The sequence below is a fragment of the Pseudomonas sp. NFPP24 genome (genome assembly GCF_900112095.1).
GTDB classification, from domain to species: domain Bacteria; phylum Pseudomonadota; class Gammaproteobacteria; order Pseudomonadales; family Pseudomonadaceae; genus Aquipseudomonas; species Aquipseudomonas extremorientalis.
Map to the genome: position 1 here is coordinate 359,356 of NZ_FOKD01000005.1, position 20,617 is coordinate 379,972.

At 63.4% G+C, this 20,617-nt stretch carries 20 protein-coding genes; 6 read left to right on the plus strand and 14 right to left on the minus strand.

Annotation, left to right across the window (positions count from 1 at the left end; translation table 11 throughout):
• Window positions 1-50 precede the first annotated feature (50 nt).
• From BM026_RS13255 to BM026_RS13275, 4 genes are all read left to right on the plus strand, one after another.
• Window positions 51-800 (plus strand): response regulator, encoded by a 750-nt coding sequence (locus BM026_RS13255; protein WP_092246127.1) that lies wholly within the window; start codon window positions 51-53, stop codon window positions 798-800.
• Window positions 797-1,858 (plus strand): ATP-binding protein, encoded by a 1,062-nt coding sequence (locus BM026_RS13260; RefSeq protein WP_071491517.1) that lies wholly within the window; start codon window positions 797-799, stop codon window positions 1,856-1,858. The genes BM026_RS13255 and BM026_RS13260 overlap by 4 nt, the downstream gene beginning before the upstream one ends.
• A 221-nt stretch (window positions 1,859-2,079) precedes the next feature.
• The gene (locus BM026_RS13270; RefSeq protein WP_092246136.1) at window positions 2,080-2,382 is read left to right on the plus strand and encodes a hypothetical protein; all 303 of its coding nucleotides are present in this window, start codon (window positions 2,080-2,082) and stop codon (window positions 2,380-2,382) included.
• A 232-nt stretch (window positions 2,383-2,614) separates the two neighbouring features.
• Window positions 2,615-4,651, plus strand: a complete 2,037-nt coding sequence (locus BM026_RS13275; protein ID WP_093528929.1) for an NADH:flavin oxidoreductase — start codon at window positions 2,615-2,617, stop codon at window positions 4,649-4,651.
• Here BM026_RS13275 and BM026_RS13280 read toward each other — a convergent pair.
• Entirely contained in the window at window positions 4,648-5,319 is a 672-nt protein-coding gene (locus tag BM026_RS13280; RefSeq protein ID WP_093127919.1) for a TetR/AcrR family transcriptional regulator, read from the minus strand. The genes BM026_RS13275 and BM026_RS13280 overlap by 4 nt on opposite strands.
• 139 nt (window positions 5,320-5,458) lie before the next feature.
• Here BM026_RS13280 and BM026_RS13285 point away from each other — a divergent pair, with 139 nt between their 5' ends.
• Entirely contained in the window at window positions 5,459-6,235 is a 777-nt protein-coding gene (locus BM026_RS13285; RefSeq protein WP_170856089.1) for a hypothetical protein, read from the plus strand.
• A 68-nt stretch (window positions 6,236-6,303) separates the two neighbouring features.
• Here the strand turns inward: BM026_RS13285 and BM026_RS13290 are convergent, their stop codons facing one another.
• The 4 genes from BM026_RS13290 to BM026_RS13305 are packed head-to-tail and all read right to left on the minus strand — an operon-like array spanning window position 6,304 to window position 10,097.
• Window positions 6,304-7,152: an alpha/beta fold hydrolase gene (locus BM026_RS13290; protein WP_093528935.1), complete on the minus strand. Its 849-nt coding sequence runs from the start codon at window positions 7,150-7,152 to the stop codon at window positions 6,304-6,306.
• Window positions 7,153-7,164: 12 nt separating this feature from the next.
• A complete protein-coding gene (locus tag BM026_RS13295) occupies window positions 7,165-8,457 on the minus strand; it encodes an NAD(P)/FAD-dependent oxidoreductase (protein ID WP_093528938.1) in 1,293 nt (430 codons plus the stop codon).
• 43 nt (window positions 8,458-8,500) lie between these two features.
• Window positions 8,501-8,923: a RidA family protein gene (locus BM026_RS13300; protein ID WP_092246152.1), complete on the minus strand. Its 423-nt coding sequence runs from the start codon at window positions 8,921-8,923 to the stop codon at window positions 8,501-8,503.
• A 34-nt stretch (window positions 8,924-8,957) separates the two neighbouring features.
• Entirely contained in the window at window positions 8,958-10,097 is a 1,140-nt protein-coding gene (locus tag BM026_RS13305; protein WP_092246154.1) for an ornithine cyclodeaminase family protein, read from the minus strand.
• A 187-nt stretch (window positions 10,098-10,284) separates the two neighbouring features.
• Here BM026_RS13305 and BM026_RS13310 point away from each other — a divergent pair, with 187 nt between their 5' ends.
• Window positions 10,285-11,100: a helix-turn-helix domain-containing protein gene (locus tag BM026_RS13310; protein ID WP_071491526.1), complete on the plus strand. Its 816-nt coding sequence runs from the start codon at window positions 10,285-10,287 to the stop codon at window positions 11,098-11,100.
• An 11-nt stretch (window positions 11,101-11,111) separates the two neighbouring features.
• Here the strand turns inward: BM026_RS13310 and BM026_RS13315 are convergent, their stop codons facing one another.
• The 9 genes from BM026_RS13315 to BM026_RS13355 form a co-directional block, all read right to left on the minus strand.
• On the minus strand, window positions 11,112-12,053 hold the full coding sequence (locus tag BM026_RS13315; RefSeq protein ID WP_092246157.1) for a helix-turn-helix domain-containing protein: 942 nt from the start codon (window positions 12,051-12,053) through the stop codon (window positions 11,112-11,114).
• Window positions 12,054-12,127: 74 nt separating this feature from the next.
• The gene (locus BM026_RS13320) at window positions 12,128-12,907 is read right to left on the minus strand and encodes a 2-keto-4-pentenoate hydratase (protein ID WP_093528942.1); all 780 of its coding nucleotides are present in this window, start codon (window positions 12,905-12,907) and stop codon (window positions 12,128-12,130) included.
• Entirely contained in the window at window positions 12,904-14,511 is a 1,608-nt protein-coding gene (locus BM026_RS13325) for a bifunctional 3-(3-hydroxy-phenyl)propionate/3-hydroxycinnamic acid hydroxylase (RefSeq protein WP_093127892.1), read from the minus strand. Before BM026_RS13325 ends, BM026_RS13320 begins: the two co-directional genes overlap by 4 nt.
• A 62-nt stretch (window positions 14,512-14,573) precedes the next feature.
• Window positions 14,574-15,176 (minus strand): amino acid synthesis family protein, encoded by a 603-nt coding sequence (locus tag BM026_RS13330; protein ID WP_071491530.1) that lies wholly within the window; start codon window positions 15,174-15,176, stop codon window positions 14,574-14,576.
• A gap of 10 nt (window positions 15,177-15,186) precedes the next feature.
• Window positions 15,187-15,645: a VOC family protein gene (locus tag BM026_RS13335; RefSeq protein ID WP_071491531.1), complete on the minus strand. Its 459-nt coding sequence runs from the start codon at window positions 15,643-15,645 to the stop codon at window positions 15,187-15,189.
• An 11-nt stretch (window positions 15,646-15,656) separates the two neighbouring features.
• On the minus strand, window positions 15,657-16,697 hold the full coding sequence (locus BM026_RS13340; RefSeq protein ID WP_071491532.1) for a beta propeller repeat protein: 1,041 nt from the start codon (window positions 16,695-16,697) through the stop codon (window positions 15,657-15,659).
• A gap of 12 nt (window positions 16,698-16,709) precedes the next feature.
• Window positions 16,710-17,504, minus strand: a complete 795-nt coding sequence (locus BM026_RS13345; protein WP_071491533.1) for an SDR family NAD(P)-dependent oxidoreductase — start codon at window positions 17,502-17,504, stop codon at window positions 16,710-16,712.
• 27 nt (window positions 17,505-17,531) lie between these two features.
• Window positions 17,532-19,022 carry an aldehyde dehydrogenase family protein gene (locus tag BM026_RS13350; RefSeq protein WP_093528945.1) on the minus strand — a complete coding sequence of 497 codons (1,491 nt, stop codon included), beginning with the start codon at window positions 19,020-19,022 and terminating at the stop codon, window positions 17,532-17,534.
• An 11-nt stretch (window positions 19,023-19,033) separates the two neighbouring features.
• Window positions 19,034-20,575, minus strand: coding sequence for an acetolactate synthase large subunit (locus BM026_RS13355; RefSeq protein ID WP_092246169.1), 1,542 nt, complete (start codon window positions 20,573-20,575; stop codon window positions 19,034-19,036).
• Between the last annotated feature and the right edge of the window lie 42 nt (window positions 20,576-20,617).

The following is a 20,617-nucleotide window of genomic DNA, read 5'->3' on the forward strand; positions in this document are numbered from 1 at the left end:
GCGTGGCCAGGGAGCGGCAAACACGACAAGGCTTATTCACCGAGCAGACTATGAACGATTTTCCCGTTGCATCCTCGCCCCTTCCGAACAGCGTCCGAGACACCCAGGCGCTGATCCTGATCGCCGAAGACGAGCCCGAGATCGCCGACATCCTGATTGCCTATCTCAAGCGCAGCGGCTTTCGTACCGCCCACGCCCTCGACGGCCGGCGCGCCCTGGAATTGCACCAGGCCCTCAAGCCCGATCTGATGCTGCTGGATGTACTGATGCCCCAGGTCGATGGCTGGAAGGTCCTGGCCGAGGTGCGTCATCGCGGCAATACGCCGGTGATCATGCTGACCGCCCAGGACCAGGACATGGACAAGCTGATGGGCCTGCGCATCGGTGCCGACGACTATATCGTCAAGCCATTCAACCCGGCCGAGGTGGTGGCGCGTACCCAGGCCGTGCTGCGACGCTCCATCGCCTACAAATATGCCGCCGGCGCCAATGTGTTGCGGGTCGATGGTTTTGAAATCGACATCGAAAGCCATCAGGTCACGGTGAATATCGAGGGCAAGGTCCTGCCGCTGCTACTGACCGTCACCGAATTCAAACTGCTCGCGCAATTGGCCCGGGCACCGAAACGCGTGTTCAGCCGCGCGGAATTGCTGGCGCTGTGCTCACCGGAAAGCGACAGCCTGGAGCGCACGGTCGACAGCCATATCAGCAAGTTGCGCCGCAAGATCGAAGACCTGGGGCTGCAAGGCGTGCCGGCGAGCATTCGCGGCGTGGGCTATCGGTTCGGGAGTGGCGTGTGAAGAAGCTCAATGGCTTGAGCCGCCAGATCATTGCCGCCATGTCGGCGGTGGTGCTCTGCGTGATCGCCCTGGCCGTGATCGGCTCCTACGTGTTTTATGCGCTGTTATGGACCTATTGGCCGCTCTCGGACGAGCAGGCCGATGCCTGGCTGCCGGCCAATGTCGAGTGGGCGTGGATGGCCTTGACCACCTGCGTCAGCCTGGCGGTGGGTGCCTTCGTGGCCACGCGGCTGTCGCGGCGGATCCTGATGCCGCTGAACTCGGTGGCCGAGAACCTGCGCAAACTGGCGGATGGCGACCTCGATGTGCAAGCCGTCGCCGGTGACCAGTCCATCGGCGAAGCGGCGATCCTGGTGGATGATTTCAACAGCATGGCCCAGCGCTTGAAGCGCATGGCACAGGAGCAGGCATTCTGGAATGCGGCGATTGCCCATGAACTGCGCACGCCGCTGACCATCCTGCGCGGCCGCCTGCAAGGCTTGGCCGAGGGTGTATTCGAACCGGACACGGCGCAGTTCTACAGCCTGCTCGGTCAGGTCGAAGGGCTGGCGCGGATGATCGAGGACCTGCGGGTAGTCGGCCTGGGCGACAGCGGCTACCTCGAACTCAATGTGCAGGACGCCGACCTGGCCGCCGGCATTGAAGAGGATGTGCGGCTGTTCGAACCGAGCCTGGTCGCCGCCGGTTTTACCCTGCAACTGGACCTGCAACGCCGGACCCTGCGCTGCGACCCCGCCCGGATACGCCAGGCCCTGCTGGCCCTGCTCGACAACGTGCGTCGGCACGCCACGCCCGGCAACGTCAACGTGCACCTGAGCACCCGCGATGGCATGCATTACCTGAGGGTACGCGACGACGGCCCCGGCATCGATGAGAACCTGGCCACGCACCTGTTCGATGCCTTCCAGCGCGGCGAAAACTCACGTTCCCGCGCCCAGGGCGGCAGCGGCCTGGGCCTGGCGGTGGTGCGCGCGATTGCCCTCGCCCACGGCGGTGCGGTGACGTGCCGGAAAATGGAAAACGGCGGAACGCTGTTTGAACTCAGTTGGAATCTTTGAGTAACCCAGGCCCCACCATGCGCATCTTTTCCATGATGTTCAGAACAACCCGGCGCTATCGATGCTTTGTCTTATTGGACGCCGAGGGTACGTGCGTTGCATTCAAAAGCTGTGCAGCACTGCCCGGAAACGGGCACTGGATCGAAGTTGAATGCATCAACTTGTCGTGGCTGGGCAACCCCTTTCCCAGTCACGCCCGGATAGCTCAGCGAGCGTGAGAAATGAATTCGTCCTTATCACCCCTTGAAGAGTCGTTGAAACTGCACACTGCCCGGCTGAAACGGCTGCAGCGTTACTGGGTGCCGTTGCAACAGCGCGCGCCCAAATGGGTATTGGCGCTGTGGATTATCGGCGTAGCCGTGTCGCTGGCGACTCAATGCTGGTGCCATTGGTTCGTGACCGCGCCGCTGATCTGCGCGTTGATCATCGCGGAAATCGTGATCGACGAGGCGCAGATGACCCTGCTGTTGCGCACCGATGCCGTGCGCGATTTATTGAATACAGCCCGTGGTCGCTGCTGCTGAGCCTGCTCACCACAGCACGTCCACTCAGCACCACAAGCCCGCTCACTACAACCTGAACATTCCCTCAAACCGCGTGTTGTCCACCGTGCTCCCGCGCGCCTGCATCATTTGGAGAACATCAGCAGGTCGAAATTAAAATGTACATGCATGTCGAGATTTGTTGACGTATATGTACATTTATCCTAATTTCAAATCGCCAAGCCTGATGATGCCCACGACGGAGCACACTCGAATGTCCAGCGATCCCCTGCTGCAGCCCTATAAGATCAAGCACCTGACCCTGCGCAATCGGATCATGACCACGGCCCACGAACCGGCCTACCCGGTGGACGGCATGCCGCAGGCGCTGTACCGCGCCTACCACGTCGAACGCGCCAAGGCTGGTGTGGCCTTGACCATGACCGCAGGCTCCGCCGCGGTGTCGCGGGACAGCCCGCCGGTGTTCAACAATGTGCTGGCGTACAAGGATGAAGTGGTCGGCTGGCTGAAGGATTTGACCGACGAGTGCCACGAACATGGCGCGGCGGTGATGATCCAGTTGACGCACCTGGGCCGTCGCACACGCTGGGACAAGGCCGACTGGCTGCCAGTGGTGTCGCCTTCACACCGGCGCGAGGCCTCGCACCGCTCCTTCCCGAAGAAGCTGGAAGACTGGGACATCGAGCGAATCATCAAAGACTACGTCGACGCGGCCGAGCGCATGCAGGCCGCCGGGCTGGATGGCCTGGAGCTGCAAGCCTACGGGCATTTGATGGACCAATTCTGGTCGCCGCTCACCAACGCGTTGGATGGCCCGTACGGCGGCCCGCTGGAAAACCGCATGCGCTTTACCTTCGATGTCCTGCGCGGCATTCGCCAGCGGGTCGGTGAAGACTTCCTGCTGGGCGTGCGCTACACCGGCGACGAGGCGCTGCCGGGCGGGTTCAATGCCAGCGAAGGTTTGCAGGTGTCGCACCTGCTCAAGGACAGCGGCCTGGTGGACTTCCTCAACGTGGTGCGCGGGCATATCGATACGGATGCGGGCCTCACCGATGTGATCCCGATCCAGGGCATGCGCAACTCGCCGCACCTGGAGTTTGCCGGTGAGATCCGTGCGTCTACCGGGTTCCCCACCTTCCATGCGGCAAAAATCCCCGATGTCGCCACGGCGCGCTACGCCATCGCATCAGGCAAGGTGGACATGGTCGGCATGACCCGCGCACATATGACCGACCCGCATATCGTGCGCAAGATCATCGAGCGGCGTGAAGAAGACATTCGGCCCTGCGTCGGCGCCAATTACTGCCTGGACCGCATCTACCAGGGCGGTGCGGCGTACTGCATCCACAACCCCGCCACCGGTCGCGAAACCAGCATGCCCCATGACATTCCCAAGGCAGCGGTGCCGCGCAAAGTGCTGATTGTCGGCACGGGACCTGCCGGGCTGGAAGCGGCGCGGGTCGCCGGTGAGCGCGGGCATGATGTGACGGTGCTGGAAGCGGCGGGCCGGCCCGGTGGGCAGATCCGCCTGACCGCCCTGAGCGAGCGGCGCCGCGAAATGATCGGCATCATCGACTGGCGCATGAGCCAGTGCGAACGCCTGGGTGTCAAGTTCAACTTCAACACTTGGGCCGAGGCCGAGGCCGTGCTGGCGCTGGAGCCGGATGTGGTGATCGTGGCGACCGGCGGCCTGCCGCATACCGAGGTGCTGGCCCAGGGCAATGAGCTGGTGGTGTCGACCTGGGACATCATTTCCGGCGACGTCAAGCCGGGGCGCCATGTGCTGATCTTCGACGACGCCGGAGACCACGCCGCCCTGCAAGCGGCCGAGGTGATTGCGCAAAGTGGTGCCAGCGTGGAAATCGTCACGCCGGACCGCTCGTTCGCGCCGGAAGTCATGGCCATGAACCTGGTGCCCTACATGCGCAGCCTGCAGGACCTGGACGTGACCTTTACCGTGACCTATCGGGTCGAAACGGTGGAGAAACGCGACGGTCGGCTGCTGGTCACTTTCGGCAGTGACTACGGCGCGGTGCACAAGCAGCGGGTGGTGGACCAGGTGGTGGTCAACCACGGCACCCTGCCCCTGGATGACCTGTACTTCGACCTGCGGGGGCATTCCAGCAACGGCGGCGCGGTCGAGCAGCACGACTTGATCGCCGGCAACGCGCAGCACCTGGTGACCAACCCCGAGGGCCGCTTCCAACTGTTCCGCATCGGCGATGCGGTGGCCGCACGCAACACCCATGCGGCGATCTACGACGCGCTGCGGTTGGTCAAGGATCTCTAAAGCGGCTCGAACACCCCCGGTGCGGTCTCGGCGTAGCCAAACGCCCCAAAGAAGCGGTCCAGTTCGCGCCGCTTCAAGGCCTTGCCGGTGAACACGCTGACGTACTGAGGAATGCGCCGGAAGCGCACCACCACGTCCTCGCTGGTGTTCATCGAGATGTAGCCGATCTGCGTCAGGTAGATGGTCCGCGCGCGCACATCGGCAGCCTCCTCATCGTAGCCAAAGCGCCGGAACATGCCGGTCAGGGCGTTGATACGGGTGTCATCGGCCAGGGCGATTTCCGCGCTGACTTCTGCCGACTGCATGGCCCAACTGCGCACGGCAAATTCGAACTGCGAGTCGAACAGCTCCGGGTTCAGCCAGCATTCAAAGACGTTCAGAATCGCCTCGGAAATGCTTTCGGCGTAACGCTCGCACTGGAACACCAGGTTGCCGGTGTTCTTGTCGCGCCAGCGCGCCAGCAAGGCGGCGAGCAGTTGCTCGCGGTCCTCGAAAAACCAATAGAAACTGGTACGCGACAAGCCCAGCTGCTTGGCCAGCGGCATCACGCGCACGGCGTCGATGCCGGACTCTTTCAACGCCGCGTAGGCGGCGTCCAGCCACACATCGACCGAGCCTCGCCAGCCCGTGTCCTGGTTCTTGCCTCGCGGTTTTGCCGATTGAGCCATCCGGGGGTCACCTTTGCCTGGGAAATGCCGGTCACTTTACACGCCCCCTTCCCTGCGTGCAGTTCGTCGGTAAAACCGCACAAAGAAAAAATCCAGACTACTGTACATACATACAGAAACGTAGTTGAGGATGAGCATCATGAATGAAGATTTGAAGCAGGCAGGTTCTACCACCACCGCACAGCCGACCACCTCATTCGAGCAGGCTAAGACCGGTCGAGCACTGGATTTCACCTGGGCGCCTGACGCCAACACGACGAACACCATCGTCTCGGCGGATTGTGTCGACTATCGGGTCGATACCTCCCGGGGCAGCCCCACCGGTGACAGCCACTCCATTGCACGGCTGACCTACGTCCAGGGGAATGGGGGTGGCCAGATCGGCACGCTGTTTCTCGAAGAGGTGCGTGCGGGCGTAGGCGCCAATACCCAGATAGGGCTGATGGTAGGACGCAAATGGGCAATGGACGCCGACACAGCGAATACCGGCAGCATCGGCACCTACGTCGTGGAACAGTTCGATGACATGCGTGCCAGCGTCAACTACGTCGGGGCCTTCGCCCGTGTCTTCGCCGACCCCAGGATGGTCAGTTATCACGCCGGGGGCCATGTACACACCAATATCTCGATCACCGGCAGCAGGGCCCTGAGCATGGCGGATTCAGGCAAGTCGATTCTGGTCCTGAGCAACACGGACGTGACCCTGACGCTGGGTGATGATGTGACGGAAGGGTTCAGGGCCACGTTGATCCAGGCGGCGGCAGGCAAGATCAACATCGTCGCATCGGGCGACCACACGCTCTACAGTAATGCGGGAAGCCGTACACGCACGCTGAGCCCCCTGGATGAGCTGGAGCTCAGCACGTTTCCAGGCGGCCCGGTGTTCCTGGCCTTCCGGGTGAGGCCGGCAGCCTGAGGTAGCAGGCCAGGCCCCGGGCATTCGGCAGCAAGCAGCCTTGAAGATCAACGCGGCCAACGAGTTCCCTAGGAACACTCAGGCGCAAGTTCCCTGAGGAATGCCCAAACCAATGCGTTGAACACCTCGCCCTGGTCGTCATGCACATAGTGACTCGCGTCGGCCACCTCCACGGTCCGAATATGCGGGTTGCTCGCGGTCATTGCTTCCAATGTTGCTGCCGGCAGGAAGTCCGAGCGGCCGCCGCGAATAAACAGGGTCGGGCAATCCAATGCACGCACCGCCGGCCACAAATCCGTCGGCTCGATGCTCAGGCGCGCCTGGGCAATCCCCTGCTGATCATGGCGCCAGGTGATCCCTGCGTCGTTTTCTTTCATCGAATGCGCCAGCCTGGAGTTCAGGCCCTGCTCCGACAGACCGGGGCGTGACGCCTGCCAGAACGCACGGGCCAGCTCCCAGTTCTCGAACTGCAACGGTGTCTGGCTCATCTCGCGACGGATGCGCGCAGCGCCATCGCCCTGGCTTGAAGAACCGGGGCCGATGTCTTCAATCATCAGCCCCATCAGCCGCCCCGGGTGCTGCCGCGCATATTCAAGGGCGTTGGCGCCGCCCAATGAATGCCCCAGCAAGACAAACCGCTGCAAGCCCACATGGGCGACGAAGTCAGCGAGGTCTTCGACATAGGACTGCGTGTGGTAGGTGTCGGGCGCGGCCCAATCACTCAGGCCCCGCCCGCGTTGGTCCAGGGCATAGATGCAATAGCCTGCGCCCAGGGACTGCACCAGCGAATCCCAGGTTTGCGCATAAGCGCGCAAACCATGCAGCAGCACCAGCGGCACGCCACCCGGCTTGCCCCAACGCAAGAAATGCAGGCGCAGGCCGCTACGGTTGGTGAAGAAACAACTGTCAGCAAGCATCGGTGTGTTCCTCTAGAAACGATCGAAGCGATAAGGGCTTGGGTCGATGATCGGTGTATGCCCTCTGACCAGGTCTGCCGCGAGATGACCCGCTGCGGGCGACGTACCGAAGCCATGCCCGGAGAAACCCGTGGCCACGGTCAGCCCGGGGATCTGCGCAACCGGCCCGATCACCGGGTTCGAATCCGGCGTGACATCAATCGTACCGGCCCAGGCCTGGGCGATGCGCGCCTGCTCGAACACCGGCCAGGCGGCGATGAGGTTGTTCATCGCATCGCCGTTCAGCCGTGGGTTGGCCGGAGGGTCCTGCACCCGGACGCGCTCGAACGGGCTCACACTGCTGGAGTGCCAACGCCGTGCAAGCTTCAGGTCGTGCAGGAACGGCTTGCCCAGCGATACATCGAGCACATGGCGCTGCGCCCGGAACTGCGGCATGTACTGCTTGGCGAGCAACAGGTGATCAAGGGTCAGGAAGGCGTCCAGCTTGCCGCGCTGGGTGACGATGAAACCGCCGTCCTTGTGCTTGCGGAACGAAAAGTCCGGTGCGCCGACGGCAATCTGCGTCGGCCCTTCCATCGGGTGGGTGCGCAGTACCGAGCAGGTCAACGGCAGGGTCGGCAACGACACCCCCAGGTTACCCAGGAAGCGCCGCGACCACATGCCTCCCGCCAGCAATACGTGGTCGCAGCGGATTTCACCTCGCTCGGTGACCACGCCACTCACGGCCCCGGCAGACATCTGCAGCGTACGCACCGCACACTGCTCGACAATCACCACGCCCAGCGCCATGGCCGCCTTGGCGATGGCGCTGCTGGCCAGGGTCGGTTCGGCGCGTGCGTCAGACGGCGTGAAGATGCCACCCGCCCAATCGCCCACGCCGCCGGGCACCAACCCATCGATCTCACGCTTGCTGAGCAGCCGTGAATCCAGGGACAGATGCTCCACGGACTTGAGCCAGCCTTCATGCATCGCCATCTGCGCCGGGGTGCGGCCGACAAACATAATGCCTTCCTGGCGATAGCCGACATCCGCGCCAACCCGCTCGGGCATCTTGGCCCATAACCGGTCGGCCGCGAGGGCCAGGGGAATATCGGCGGCGTGGCGGCTGGTCTTGCGTACCCAGCCCAGGTTGCGCGACGACTGCTCGGCGGCGATGCGGCCTTTTTCCAGCACCACCACCGCGATGTTGCGTTCGGCCAGGGTCAATGCCGCCGTCAAGCCAATAATCCCGCCACCAATGATGACAACGCTGGTGGCGGCAGGAAACGCGGCGGATGTGTTCACGGGCGCAATAGTCGGTGCCATGATCAAGACTCGCTGATGGGCAAATAGGAGCAACCGCTGGCGGTCACTGCGACAGACGAATGACTTCGACCTGCGCCTTGGATGCGTTGCGATAGGCCGTCACTTCCAGCTCCACCTTGTAGACCGTCGACCCCAGTGGCGGGCACGTGACGGTGCTGGCCGGGTCGACGCCGCGAAACTTCTCGCCGATCAGGCCCATCACCGCCGGCACGTCCTTGGGGTCCTGGATGAACACCCGCGAACACACCACATCGGCCAGGCTTGCATCCACCGCCGCCAGGGCGGTTTCGATGTTGGCGAAGACCTGGTGGGCCTGCTCCAGGACGTCTTCCGGGATCAGTTTGGTCTGTGGGTTGCGACCTGCGGTGTTGGACACGTAGATCCAGTTGTCGACGACCACCAGGCGCGAATAGCTGGCCTGGTCTTCGAACGGCGAGCCGGTCTTGAGCTTGATGATGTTTGTCATGTCGAATGCCTCGTCAGAATAGGGGTTGAGTGACTTAACGCAGTACCGGGGTTTCCCACAGGTTCAGGCTGACGCCGATGCCTCGCCTGATCGCATTGCGGTACACCACCGTGCCCCAGGCCACGTCTTCCACGGGCATGCCGCCGACCGACATGATGATGATTTCCTCATCGGTCCTGCGGCCAGGGGCGGCGCCGGCGATGATCTTGCCGATGTCCTCGACGTCTTCCAGGCGCAAGGTGCCTTCGGCAATCATGTCCATGAAGCGCACGCCAATCACCGGCACGCAGTGATGCGCAGGCTTGGGCAACTCTTCAAACCAGGCCTGGTAAAGACCGGTGTTATCCAGCACCTTGCGCACGTCCGCCTGCTCCATGCCTTCATCGAGCGAGCAGGCCGCCGGCATCGCCAGAAATGCGCCCGGCTTGACCCATTCACGCCGCACAATTGGGTAGTTCGAGGGGTCGCCCGTTTCGCCGGAGCTACAATAAGTAACAAGGTCCGAATCGCGGACCACCTCTTCCAGGGTGTCCACCACCTTTATCGTGGTGATTTGCGGATAGGTCGCTTCAACCCACGCAATAAAATCGGTCAGGCTCTTCTGGCCACGGCCTTTGATTTTCAGCGTATCGATGTGCGGGCAGACCGCGATGAACGCCGCCAAGGTGGTCTTGCCCATCACGCCCGGCCCCAGCAGGCCCACGACTTTCGAGTCCTTGCGCGCCAGGTGGCGTGCGCCCACACCGGGAATGGCCCCGGTGCGATACGCCGACAGCAGGTTGGCCGACATGTGTGCCAACGGCGCACCGGTGTCGGGATCATTCAGGGTGAACATCAGGATCGAGCGCGGCAGACCCTTTTCGCGGTTGGCGATATTGGAGCCGTACCACTTCACGCCAGCGGTGCAGAAGCTGCCGCCCAGGTAGGCCGGCATGGCCATCATGCGCCGGTCGGCCGTGGGCTTGGGCATGTTCGGGAACGGCGAATCCTTGGGGAAAATCACCATCGCACCATGGGAATCATTGTTCGGCCCGGCCATGCGGTAGTCGCCGGCGTACAGCAGGCTGAACATCTCTTCCATGGTATTCACGCACGCCAGCATGTCGGTCACGCCCGCGCGGATCATGTCCGGCTCGGAGAGGTAGATAAAGTCGATTTTTGTAGTCGTAGACATAGTTATTCTCGGGTCGAAGGTGATACCGCTGCGGTAGGCGCAGCGCCACGCTGTCGAGGTCAAGTATCGAGGGCGCGGGGCCGGGTCGTATTGTAGTTTTCGGACACGCCAGGCCTTGTGTTACCGCCAGAGTTGGCGCGAATCCTGCGTGAAAAATCGCGCCTCTGAGCCTCTCGACAGTGCACCTATGATCTCGACTCCACGGCACCACACGGCAAACGAACAACCCTGGTTCGTTCTCAATTCGTCACGGTATTCGGTCATGCCCTCCGACCACCCGGCGATCTCGCACTTCTATGCGTTCGATGCAGCTCAATCGACTCAGGTACTGGCCGTTCCGGATGGGTGCGTGGACATCGTCTTCGACTGTGATGCCGTGCGTCCGAGCGCCAAGATCTGCGGGACGCCGCTCGCCGCCAAGGCGGTCGAATTGAACCCGAACCACCATTACTTCGGCGTGCGTTTTTCACCCGGCGTCATTCCCGGTTTCATCAATGTGCTGGCGGAGGAATTGACCGAGCGGGAGCTCGACTTGCTGGAGGTTTCGACGTTTGCCCGGCGCATCTTCGACAACATCGTGCAGGCGCCGCAGTTGAGCGAGCAAATGCGCCTGTTCAATGACTATCTTGCACCCCGCCTGATGGGCAAGGCATCACCGCTGACCGCCCTGGTCATTCAACAAGCCATGCGGCATCGCGGGTCTATTCGCATCCACCAGCTTGAAGACCTCAGCGGTTACACCAGCCGCACGCTGCACCGCCAGTTCAGCCAGGACACCGGCATGTCGCCCAAGGCCTTTTGCCGGATCATCCGCTGCCAGGCCGCCCTGGACACCCTCAATACCTGCCGGGACGTGTCGTTCTCGGCGTTGGCGCTCGACCTGGGTTTTGCCGACCAGTCGCACTTCCTGCGCGACTTCAAGCAACTGGTCAGCACCACGCCCTGCGACTACCAGCGCAAAATGCTGCAGAACGCCTACGCCGAGCGGATCAGCTACGCCTGAGAATGGGCGCCCTAGCGGGTCGCCCTGAGGGTTTCGGAGGGTGACTCGCCAAACAGTTCCCGGTAATGCCCGGCAAAATGGCTCAGATGAAAAAAGCCCATCGCCACGGCAATTTCGCCAACGTTCTGGGAGCAGGCAGAGGTGCTGTTCAAGCGGCGGCGCACGGCATTCAGACGCAGGTTGCGCAAGTATTCGACCGGGCGCATGCCGGTCACGGCCTGGAAACTGTTCTGCAGGGTGCGCCGACTGACCCGCAGGTGTTCGCACAGATCAAGAATGCTCAGGGGCGTGTCGCCACTGGCGTCGATCAACTCCTGGCAACGCTTGACCAGGTAAGCACTGACAGTGACATTGCCACGCCGGCAACGCACCTCATCGGTGGCGTTGCTGAACAGATCGAGGAAGGCGTTGAGCAATTCGTCTTCAAGCATTTTTTCAGCCGCCGGGCTGACCGCCTCGGACTGTTCCACCAGGTGACAGAACAGGGGATGGATACGCTGGCGAATGCGCAAGAGTAACGCATCGTCCACGCTCAACTGAGAAGTGGTCTTCAGCCGCTTGAGCTGCTCGTTGGACAATTCGAAGGCCGCCAGTTTGGCGAAGCGCACCGCGTCGATATTGAACGCAAAAAAGTGCGTGCCCTCGGGCGCATGCAACACAAACTCCTCGCCATCGCGCAACAGCACCACGCTGTGGGTGCCTACCTGTTGGCCTTGCACCACCGGCGCGGGGCCCAGCGACATGGCTGCGCACAGCCGCCCTTTCGGGGCGAAACCGCGCTGGACCACGCGTTTGTCCAACACCTCCTGGAACACCTGGAAGCGATCGGCGGACAATTGCCGCAGCTCACTCGTCAGGCAACCACGGCCAAGCTGGTCATACACTTGGCGCCAGCCGTGGATAGACCCGGCGTGTTGTTGAGGGTCATTGAAGGTTCGCGCTTCAGCGAGCATGGTTGTCGTTCCTCGGTGGTCTGGTGTCTTCATCGACCTGAAAGGGACGCTGTCATCCTTGACCGCACGTGGGTTTACACCGGCACGGTGTCAGCGGTGAAAACCAAAGCCAGTTCCGTGCCAAACATCTGCAGGCGATAGGTGGTCGGCTGGATGCTCATGGGCGCCAGCAACGACCCGGACAGCACGACCTGTCCCGCCTCCACCGGTTGACCGTCGGCCAGCAGGCGCCGGATCAGCCAGCACAGGTTGGCCAGCGGTGTGTCTTCGCGCTCCAGGGTATTGCCGTCGCCGTACAGCGCACCGGCGCACTCCAGGCGGTAGGTTGCATTGAGGTGCAGGGCTGGATCAAACGGCGTCCGTGGCCCGATGCAATAAAGCCCCGCCGCGGCGTTGTCGGCCAGGAACGCGCCGGCGCCAAAGGTCCAGGCTTGCCAGCGGCAGTCGGCGATTTCGAAGGCAGGCGCGACGTCACGGATGGCCGCCAGGATGTCCTCGTCGCTGTAGTCACCGGGCGCCAGGGTGCGCCCGATGACCACCGCCACTTCAATCTCCAGCTTGGGCTGGATCAACCGTGACAGGGCCACCGTCGTGCCCGGCTTGACGCTCATGTTCTCGGTCAACGCGCCGTACACCGGCTGATCGAGGCCAAAACGCTGTTGCGCGGCGCTGCCGGCGAAGGCGATCTTCCACCCGCTCAGGCGCTCGCCGGCCGCCAGGCGGGCGTCCAGCCCCAGGCGTTGCAGCGCGTAACCGGAATACGGATCCAGCGTCTCGGCGGGCAGCGGCGGCAGGGCCTGCCGGGTCAGGGTGGCCTGGTGCAAGCGGTTGAGCAGTTCGTTGTTGTGGCTCATGACAGTTGCTCCGCCAGTTTGCGCAGTACCCCATCCAGTCGCTCGGGCGTGGTGATCGCGGCGACAAAACGGTCCGGCCGCACCACTACGATGCAATCGCGCACCTTGGAGAACCACTCGCCCAGGCGGTTATCCACGTCTTCCACGCTGATGGCGTCCATCGCCGTCAACGGCTGGTGACGGCCCAGGCCGCTGCGCGAACGATTGACCTGGATGAAGCGTGTGTCCCAGCGCGCCCAGAATGTCGCCATCTCGTCACTGAGTTGCTCGCGCGGGTTGACCCGGTAACCCAACACCGCATAGGAATGCCCCAACACGTCATCCAGGCGCCGACGCTGACCCTTGGCGTCTTCGATATAGGGCTGCACAAACAGCTGGCCGACCAGGTCGTCCTCACGCAGTTCGGCACGTTCGTGATAGACCAGGCCCTTGGTGATGGTGGCCTTGGGTTTGAACTTGAACTCCAACAGGTGCGAGCGCAGGTTGTCGACGCTGTTCACTGCCTGGAACAACCAGTCGCGCACGCCGGCCATCAAGGGGTTGGTCAAGCCCAATACCGCGCCCATGTTGTCGGCCAGCGCCACCAGCTCGGTGGCGTGCCCGCGACGCTCTTGGTCGTAGCTCACGAGAATCCCATGGGCGGCACGCCCCTGGATGATCGCCGCGAGTTTCCAGGCCACGTTGGCCACGTCGCGCAGTCCGGAGTTGAGCCCTTGCCCGGCCCAGGGCGGCGAGATGTGCGCCGCATCGCCCACCAGCGCCACGCGGCCCTGGACAAAGCGCGCCGCGACCCGTGAATGGTGGGTGTAGGCGCGGATACGGATGATGTCCAACTGGTCGACCGCATCGCCGATATGCCCACGGATCAGGTCGCGGATGGTGCTTTCGTCGCACATCTTCGCCTCGTCCTCGCCCTCCATCAGCATGAACTCCCAACGCCGCTGCTGGTAAGGCAAATAGATGCACACGAACGGTCGCTGCGGGTCGGCATGCAAGGCAGTGTAAGGCGCGTCCAGCGTGTCATTGGCGGTGTCGACCACCACCCACTTGCGCGCATGGGTCAGCCCCAGCAACTCGACCCCGAGTTTTTTACGCACGGTGGAGCGGCCGCCGTCGGCACCGATCACATAATCGGCGCGCAATTCATAGACCTCGCCCCGGGCATCGCGCACCTGCAAGGTCACGCCCTCGCCGTCCTGCTCCAATTCGAGCATTTCGTGGCCTTGGCGCAACTCGACGCCGGCATGCCGGCCGAGGGTTTCGCGCAGCGTGCCTTCGAGCAACTGCTGCATGAAGATGTTGCGCATCGGCCAGCCGTAGTGGGCGGTGCTCGGCTTGACCTCGGCGAAACACACGCCACGTGCGTTGTAATAGCGCAACGGCACGTCGCAGATCATGTCCCGCGCGGCCAGTTCGGCAACGCCGATGCCCTGCAACACCCGCAGCGCTTCATCGTCCATGCCCACCGCACGCGGGTAAGGCAGGATGCAATCAGCCAGTTCAAGGACGACGCAGTCGACACCGTACATCCCCATATAGTGTGCGGCCGTGATCCCATTGGGACCGCCGCCGACAATGACAACTTGGGTCTTCTCCTGCTTCATCGCTCATCACCGCTTTCTTGTTGTGGTTGTAATCCGGTACAGCTCAAGGCGCACGCCTGCTGTCAGTGCAGCCCATCCAGGCCTTTGACGTCTTTAGCCTGCAGGCCGCCCAGGCGCGCATGCAAGCGTCCACGCGTAGCGAAGGCCCAGATGATCACGACCTCGTCGGGCGCCGGCCCGTCGCCAAACATCAGCGATATGCTGTCGTAGTGGGAACGGACGTACAGGGCATCCTTGTGCGCCAGCGGTACGTCGATGGTCGACCCCGGCCCGCCACGCTTGCCGGTGGACGGTACCCAGGATTTGCCGCCGCCCAGCGCGACGCGGATCGGGTCGGCTGCCGGGTTGGTCAGGAATGCATTACCGTGCTCGTACTCGCCCTCGCTGCCCACCAGGATCGCCTTGCCATAGCTGACAATCTCACGGGCGCCGGCCAATGCCTGGATGCGCCGGCCAAACTCTTCGCCCAGCAGCGGCGAAGGGTCGACCAGTTCGGCGAGCGACTCGCTGTAGCGACCGGCATAAGGGTTGGCGATCACGGCGGCAATCGCATATTTGAACAGTGGCTCGCCATCGGCCAGTTGGCCGGTTTCGTTGGCCAGGGTTTCTTCGACAAAGCTGTACCATTTGCGGATGTGATAGCTAGCAAAATTCGCGGTTTTCATCGGGGTTGCCTCAAAGTGGGTCCAGTGGGTCCAGGTTGAAATGTCGGCTCGGTGCGCCAGCGGCCTTGAACCGGGCCTTGCCGCGCGCATCGTCATGCTCGGTCTCGAGGAAGAATTCCATGCGGTTGCCGTCGGGGTCGTTGAAGTACACGCCATGGCCGATTTCGTGGTCGGTGATCTTGACCACCTCGACACCCTTGCCCAGCAACATGCCGTAGAGCTGGCGCAGGGTGGTCATGTCTCCGTCGATTTCCAGGCCGTAGTGTTGCAACCCCAGCCCACCCTGATGGGCGCCAGGGTCGGCGCGGATCAAGGCGATGTCGTGGTGCTTGCCGCCAAACGCCATCATGACCCAGCTCTCGCCCCGGGCACTTTCGTGCATGCCCAGAATGTCGGCGTACCAGCGCGCCGACACGTCCGGGTCACTGACCCAGAGCGATAAGTGAGTACGCAGGATCTCGACTTTCATGGCGATATACCTCAGTGCTTCTTGACGATGGATTGATGCCCGGCCTTGATCTGCGCCACGGCCGGCGTCCACAGCACATCGGCGATCTCGCTGAAGTCGCGCCACTGTTTCTGCCAGCCGTCACCGCCGTTGTCGGAGGTGAACAGATGCCCGTACTTGGTGCCCGCCACGATCTGCCGGGGGTTGGCCGGGTTGAAGGCAATCGCCCACACGCAGGAATTGGGCTGCTGGGAAAGCGGCAGCACTTCCCAGCTGAGCGCCGCATCGCGGGACACCAGGATCTTGCTGGTGGTGCCCGGCGTGCCATCGGAAATGCTCAGGTACAGGTCGCTTTGCGAGCCCAACGGCGCGTTCATGGCGCGGATGTAATACAGGCCGAAGGCTTCGCGGCCGATGATGCCAGTCCAGGTCAGCCCTTCGTCCAGGCTGCGGTAGACCGCGTTGACGCAGACCACCACGATGACTTTCTGGCCATGGTTGGGCAGTACCAGGATGTTGTGCACGTCCGAGTTGAACTCCCACAACAGGCGGTCATCGACGCGGGTCCAGCTGTCGCCGCCGTCGCGGGAGTGGAACAACCCACCCTCTTCAAGGCCGAACCACAGCTGGTCGGGGTCGGTCGGGTCGTAGGCAAACGCCAGCAGGCGTGGGCGACTGACGCCGTCGCAAAACTCCGGAATTTCCACCGGTGCCCGATCCCAGCTCAGCCCACCGTCCAGGGTGCGCCACAACACAGCGCGGGAAGGTGCACCGGTGCCGACGAAAATCCGTTGTGCGTTCCGTGGGTCCACCGCGACTTTCCACACCGTCTGCCCGTTGAACGGCGAATCGACGCGCTGCCAATGGCCGCCGGTGTCACGGCTGACGCACAAGCCCACGTCGGTGCCGGCATAAATCACCTCGGGCGCGTCGGGGTGCAGGCTCAGTGAGCGAGTGATCGCATCGAATTCCAGGTCCTGCCCCAGGCCCAGGCGATGCCAGGTACGGCCATCGTCGGCACTGCGGATCACCGCTTGCCCGACGGTGGCCACCAAAAGGGTTCCGTTACTCATCACAGATGCTCCTCAGATATAGATACCACGGGTCAAACCGCCGTCGATGCCGATGGACTCGCCGGTCACCGCGCCGGCCTTGGGCGACGCCAGGAAACCAATCAGCCAGCCCATTTCAATCGGGGCGAGGGTGCGGCGAATCGGCGTCGCGTCGATGTAAGCCTGCTCGACCTGCTCCGCGGTCTTGCCTTGCTTGACTGCTTCGCGGTCATACAGCTCCTGGATATGCGGGGTATCCACAACGCCTGGGTGAATCAGGTTGACCGTGATGCCCGAGGGGCCAAGCTGGTCGGACAGAGTCTTGGTCATGTGGGCGATGGCCAGGTTGCGCATGCCCGACAGCACCTTGCTACTGCGTCCGGTGAGGCCACCGATGTTGATGATGCGACCGAAGCCGGCGGCCTTCATGTGCGGGGTCACGGCCTTGGCGCAACGGAAGTAGCCGATCACTTTGGTGTTGAGGTCCGACAGCAGCTCATCGTCACCGGCGTGTTCGATGTCATTGCGCACTACGCCAGACGGCGCAGCGGCACCGTTGACCAGGATGTCGATGCGGCCGAAGTGCTTGTAGGCGGCTTCGACCATTTCCGACACGGCGGACATCTCATTGGTGTCGCAGAACAGCGGCAGCACTTCGTTGCCGGTCTGGGCGCTGATCTCTTCGGCGGCCAGTTGCAGGAACGCCATGCGGCGCGCGCAGATCACCACCTTGCAGCCTTCTTCGGAGAGAAAACGTGCGACTTCCTTGCCGATGCCCATGCCGCCACCGGTAACGATGGCCACGCGGCCTTTCAATTCCAGATCCATAACAATTACCTCGTGTGATTATTCAGTTCAGGCCAGATCGACAAACACGCTTTTGGTCTCGGTGTAGGCATCGATCACGTTCTTACCCATTTCCCGGCCCCAGCCGGATTGCTTGTAGCCGCCGAATGGCGAGGCCGCATCGACCACGTTCCAGCAGTTGACCCACACCGAGCCCGCCTTGAGTTGCGCCGCCACGCGGTGTGCCGAGCGCAGGTCGCGGGTCCACAGGCCGGCCGCAAGGCCATAGGGCGAATCGTTGGCGCGCAGCACCAGGTCATCGATTTCGGTCCAGCTCATTACCGTCAGCACCGGGCCGAAGATTTCTTCGCGGGCGACGCAGGCCGCCTCGGCGCGATCCAGGAACACACTGGGCGCAATGAAGTGGCCACGCTCCAGGTGGGCCGGACGCCCGCCACCGCAGATCAGTTCGGCGCCCTCTTCCTGGCCGCGTTGCAGGTAGCCCTTGACCGTCGCCAGCTGGCGCCCGGAAACCAGCGGGCCCATGCTGCTGGCCGGGTCCAGGCCACTGCCGAGGACATGGGCGGCGGCGTGCCGTTCGAGTTCTTCGAGGACCTGGTCCAGCACGCTGGCGTGCACGTACAACCGCGAAGCGGCGGTGCACACCTGGCCCTGGTTGTAGAAAATGCCATCGGCGGCGCCTTTGGCGGCGCGCACGATATCGGCGTCGGGCAGGATGATGTTCGGCGACTTGCCGCCCAGTTCCAGCGAGACCTTTTTCATGTTGCGCGTGGCCGCTTGCGCGATCAGCCGGCCGACCTGGGTCGAGCCGGTAAAGGCGATCTTGTCCACATCGGGATGCTCCGCCAGCGGCGCACCGGTTTCGGCGCCAAGGCCGGTGACCAGGTTGACCACGCCGGCCGGGAACCCCGCCGCCTCGATCAACTGCACCAGGCGGATCGCAACCAGCGGCGTTTGTTCGGCAGGCTTGAGCACCGCGACGCAACCGGTGGCCAGCGCCGGGCCGAGCTTCCACACGCACATGTTCAGCGGGAAGTTCCACGGCACGATCAGCGCGCAGACCCCCACCGGTTCACGCAGGGTGTAGTTGAGCATCGGCGCGCCGCTGGCCGGTGAAACGGGCAAGGTGCTGCCTTCGATCTTGGTCGGCCAGCCGGCGAAGTAACGCAGGATGGTGGCGGCGCTGGCCGCTTCACCGCGCGCTGCAGCAATCGGCTTGCCGTTTTCCAGGGTGATCAGCTGCGCCAGTTCTTCGCGGTGCTGGTCCAACAGGTCCGCCAGGCGGAACAGCAGGAGGCCGCGCTGGGCCGGTGACTGCAACGACCAGGCGCCGTTGAACGCCGAACGCGCGGCGGCAACGGCGGCGTCCACGTCCCGTGCACCGCCCTGGGCCACTTCGGTCAGGGTGTCTTCGGTGGCCGGGTTTTCCACCGCAAAACGGCGGCCATCGGCAGCATCCTGCCAACTGCCACCGATAAACAGGCGCCCCGGCTGGGACAGAAAAGCCTGGACGGCGGGTAGTACTTCAAACAGCTTCATGGTCGACTCCTTCACAGCGCCATTTCGATCAGGCAAGGCCCGCCGTCGGCATTTGCATTGGCCAGCGCCCGTTGCAGTTCGGCATTGGTGTGCACCGTGCTGGCTGGCACGCCGTAGCCTTTGGCCAGGGCTTTCCAGTCAATGCGCGGGCTGTCGAGCACCGTCAGCTTCAGGGCTTCGGGTCCCAGTTCGGTCATGCCGAAACGACGCAACTCGTTCTGCAGAATCGCGTAGCGGTGGTTGGCGGCAATCAGGATCACCACTGGCAGTTGCTCGCGGGCAATGCTCCACAGGGTTTGAATGGTGTACTGGGCACTGCCGTCCGATTGCAGGCAGTACACGCGGTTGCCGCGCTCGGCCAGGGCGGCGCCGAAGCCCACCGGGATACCCTGGCCGATCGCGCCACCGGTGTTGGTCAGTACCCGGTGCCGAGCGGCGCGGGCCGAAGCGGTGAAGAACGGATAGCCGCAGGTGCCGCCTTCCACGGAGACAATGCTGTCGTCCGGCAGGGCGGCAGCCAGCAACTGGCCCACCGACTGTGGGGTCAGCTCGGCGTGACCGGGCGGCAGTTCGATGCCCTGGGGCGTCGGCACATAAGCGGGTGCATCCAGGGCGTCGGCCAATGCCGTCAGCGCGCCGGCCACATCGTCACCGACATCGGCCAACGCCAGCAGGCGCTCACGTTCGGCCAGGCGCGACGGGATGCCTTCGTAGCCGAAGTAGCTGATGGGCTCCGGCACGCCGGCGCACACCACCAGGTCGTATTGTTCGAGGATTTCAATCGCCACTTCCGGGAAGTACGGCAGGCGGTCCAGGTCCGGCAGGCCACCGCCACGGTAGCTCAGGCGTGGAAAGGTCTCGGCGAACAGACGCACGCCCGGCAGTTGCGCCAGGCGCCCCGCCGCTTCCAGGCCGGCAACCGACAAGCCTTCGTCGCCGACGATAAACACCAGGCGCAGGCCGTCACGCAGGGCCTTGGCCACGTTCTCGATGCGGTCGCCGGCAAAGCGCCGGACCGGCGGGCGGATCGGGGCGAATACACCGCTGTGGGTCACGGCATGGGCTTGCAGGTCCATGGGCAGGATCAAACTGGCGATCTGCCCCTTGGCCTGCCAGGCCGCGCGCATGGCTTCCTGCAGATCCTCGCCCACCCCCGACGCCGTGCGCGAGGTGCGCACCCAGCCGGAGACCGCGCCTGCCAGGGCCTGGATGTCACTGGCCAGCGGCGGGTCGTAGTTGACGTGCCAGGAGGCGTGATCGCCGATCACGTTGACGATGGGAGTGTTGGCGCGCCGTGCGTTGTGCAGGTTGGCGATGCCGTTGGCGAACCCGGGCCCCAGATGGGTCAGGGTCATGGCCGGTTTGCCGGCAATCCGGCCATAGCCGTCCGCCGCGCCGGTGCAGACCCCTTCAAACAACGACAACACCGGCTTGAGTGCAGGTGCGCTGGCCATCGCCGCCACCAATGGAATTTCGGTGGTTCCGGGATTGGCGAAGCAGTACTCGATACCGCTTGCCGCAGCCGCATTCACTATCAGTTGCGCACCATTCATTTTCAGCCCTCTTGCTTGAGCGTTTGCAGTGATGAGATTTAT

Excerpts from the sequence above, each read along its gene's own strand:
- BM026_RS13255 (WP_092246127.1), top strand. The coding sequence starts at position 51 with ATGAACGATTTTCCCGTTGCATCCTCGCCCCTTCCGAACAGCGTCCGA.
- BM026_RS13270 (WP_092246136.1), top strand. The coding sequence starts at position 2,080 with ATGAATTCGTCCTTATCACCCCTTGAAGAGTCGTTGAAACTGCACACT.
- BM026_RS13275 (WP_093528929.1), top strand. The coding sequence starts at position 2,615 with ATGTCCAGCGATCCCCTGCTGCAGCCCTATAAGATCAAGCACCTGACC.
- BM026_RS13280 (WP_093127919.1), bottom strand. The coding sequence starts at position 5,319 with ATGGCTCAATCGGCAAAACCGCGAGGCAAGAACCAGGACACGGGCTGG.
- BM026_RS13285 (WP_170856089.1), top strand. The coding sequence starts at position 5,459 with ATGAATGAAGATTTGAAGCAGGCAGGTTCTACCACCACCGCACAGCCG.
- BM026_RS13290 (WP_093528935.1), bottom strand. The coding sequence starts at position 7,152 with ATGCTTGCTGACAGTTGTTTCTTCACCAACCGTAGCGGCCTGCGCCTG.
- BM026_RS13295 (WP_093528938.1), bottom strand. The coding sequence starts at position 8,457 with ATGGCACCGACTATTGCGCCCGTGAACACATCCGCCGCGTTTCCTGCC.
- BM026_RS13300 (WP_092246152.1), bottom strand. The coding sequence starts at position 8,923 with ATGACAAACATCATCAAGCTCAAGACCGGCTCGCCGTTCGAAGACCAG.
- BM026_RS13305 (WP_092246154.1), bottom strand. The coding sequence starts at position 10,097 with ATGTCTACGACTACAAAAATCGACTTTATCTACCTCTCCGAGCCGGAC.
- BM026_RS13310 (WP_071491526.1), top strand. The coding sequence starts at position 10,285 with ATGATCTCGACTCCACGGCACCACACGGCAAACGAACAACCCTGGTTC.
- BM026_RS13315 (WP_092246157.1), bottom strand. The coding sequence starts at position 12,053 with ATGCTCGCTGAAGCGCGAACCTTCAATGACCCTCAACAACACGCCGGG.
- BM026_RS13320 (WP_093528942.1), bottom strand. The coding sequence starts at position 12,907 with ATGAGCCACAACAACGAACTGCTCAACCGCTTGCACCAGGCCACCCTG.
- BM026_RS13325 (WP_093127892.1), bottom strand. The coding sequence starts at position 14,511 with ATGAAGCAGGAGAAGACCCAAGTTGTCATTGTCGGCGGCGGTCCCAAT.
- BM026_RS13330 (WP_071491530.1), bottom strand. The coding sequence starts at position 15,176 with ATGAAAACCGCGAATTTTGCTAGCTATCACATCCGCAAATGGTACAGC.
- BM026_RS13335 (WP_071491531.1), bottom strand. The coding sequence starts at position 15,645 with ATGAAAGTCGAGATCCTGCGTACTCACTTATCGCTCTGGGTCAGTGAC.
- BM026_RS13340 (WP_071491532.1), bottom strand. The coding sequence starts at position 16,697 with ATGAGTAACGGAACCCTTTTGGTGGCCACCGTCGGGCAAGCGGTGATC.
- BM026_RS13345 (WP_071491533.1), bottom strand. The coding sequence starts at position 17,504 with ATGGATCTGGAATTGAAAGGCCGCGTGGCCATCGTTACCGGTGGCGGC.
- BM026_RS13350 (WP_093528945.1), bottom strand. The coding sequence starts at position 19,022 with ATGAAGCTGTTTGAAGTACTACCCGCCGTCCAGGCTTTTCTGTCCCAG.
- BM026_RS13355 (WP_092246169.1), bottom strand. The coding sequence starts at position 20,575 with ATGAATGGTGCGCAACTGATAGTGAATGCGGCTGCGGCAAGCGGTATC.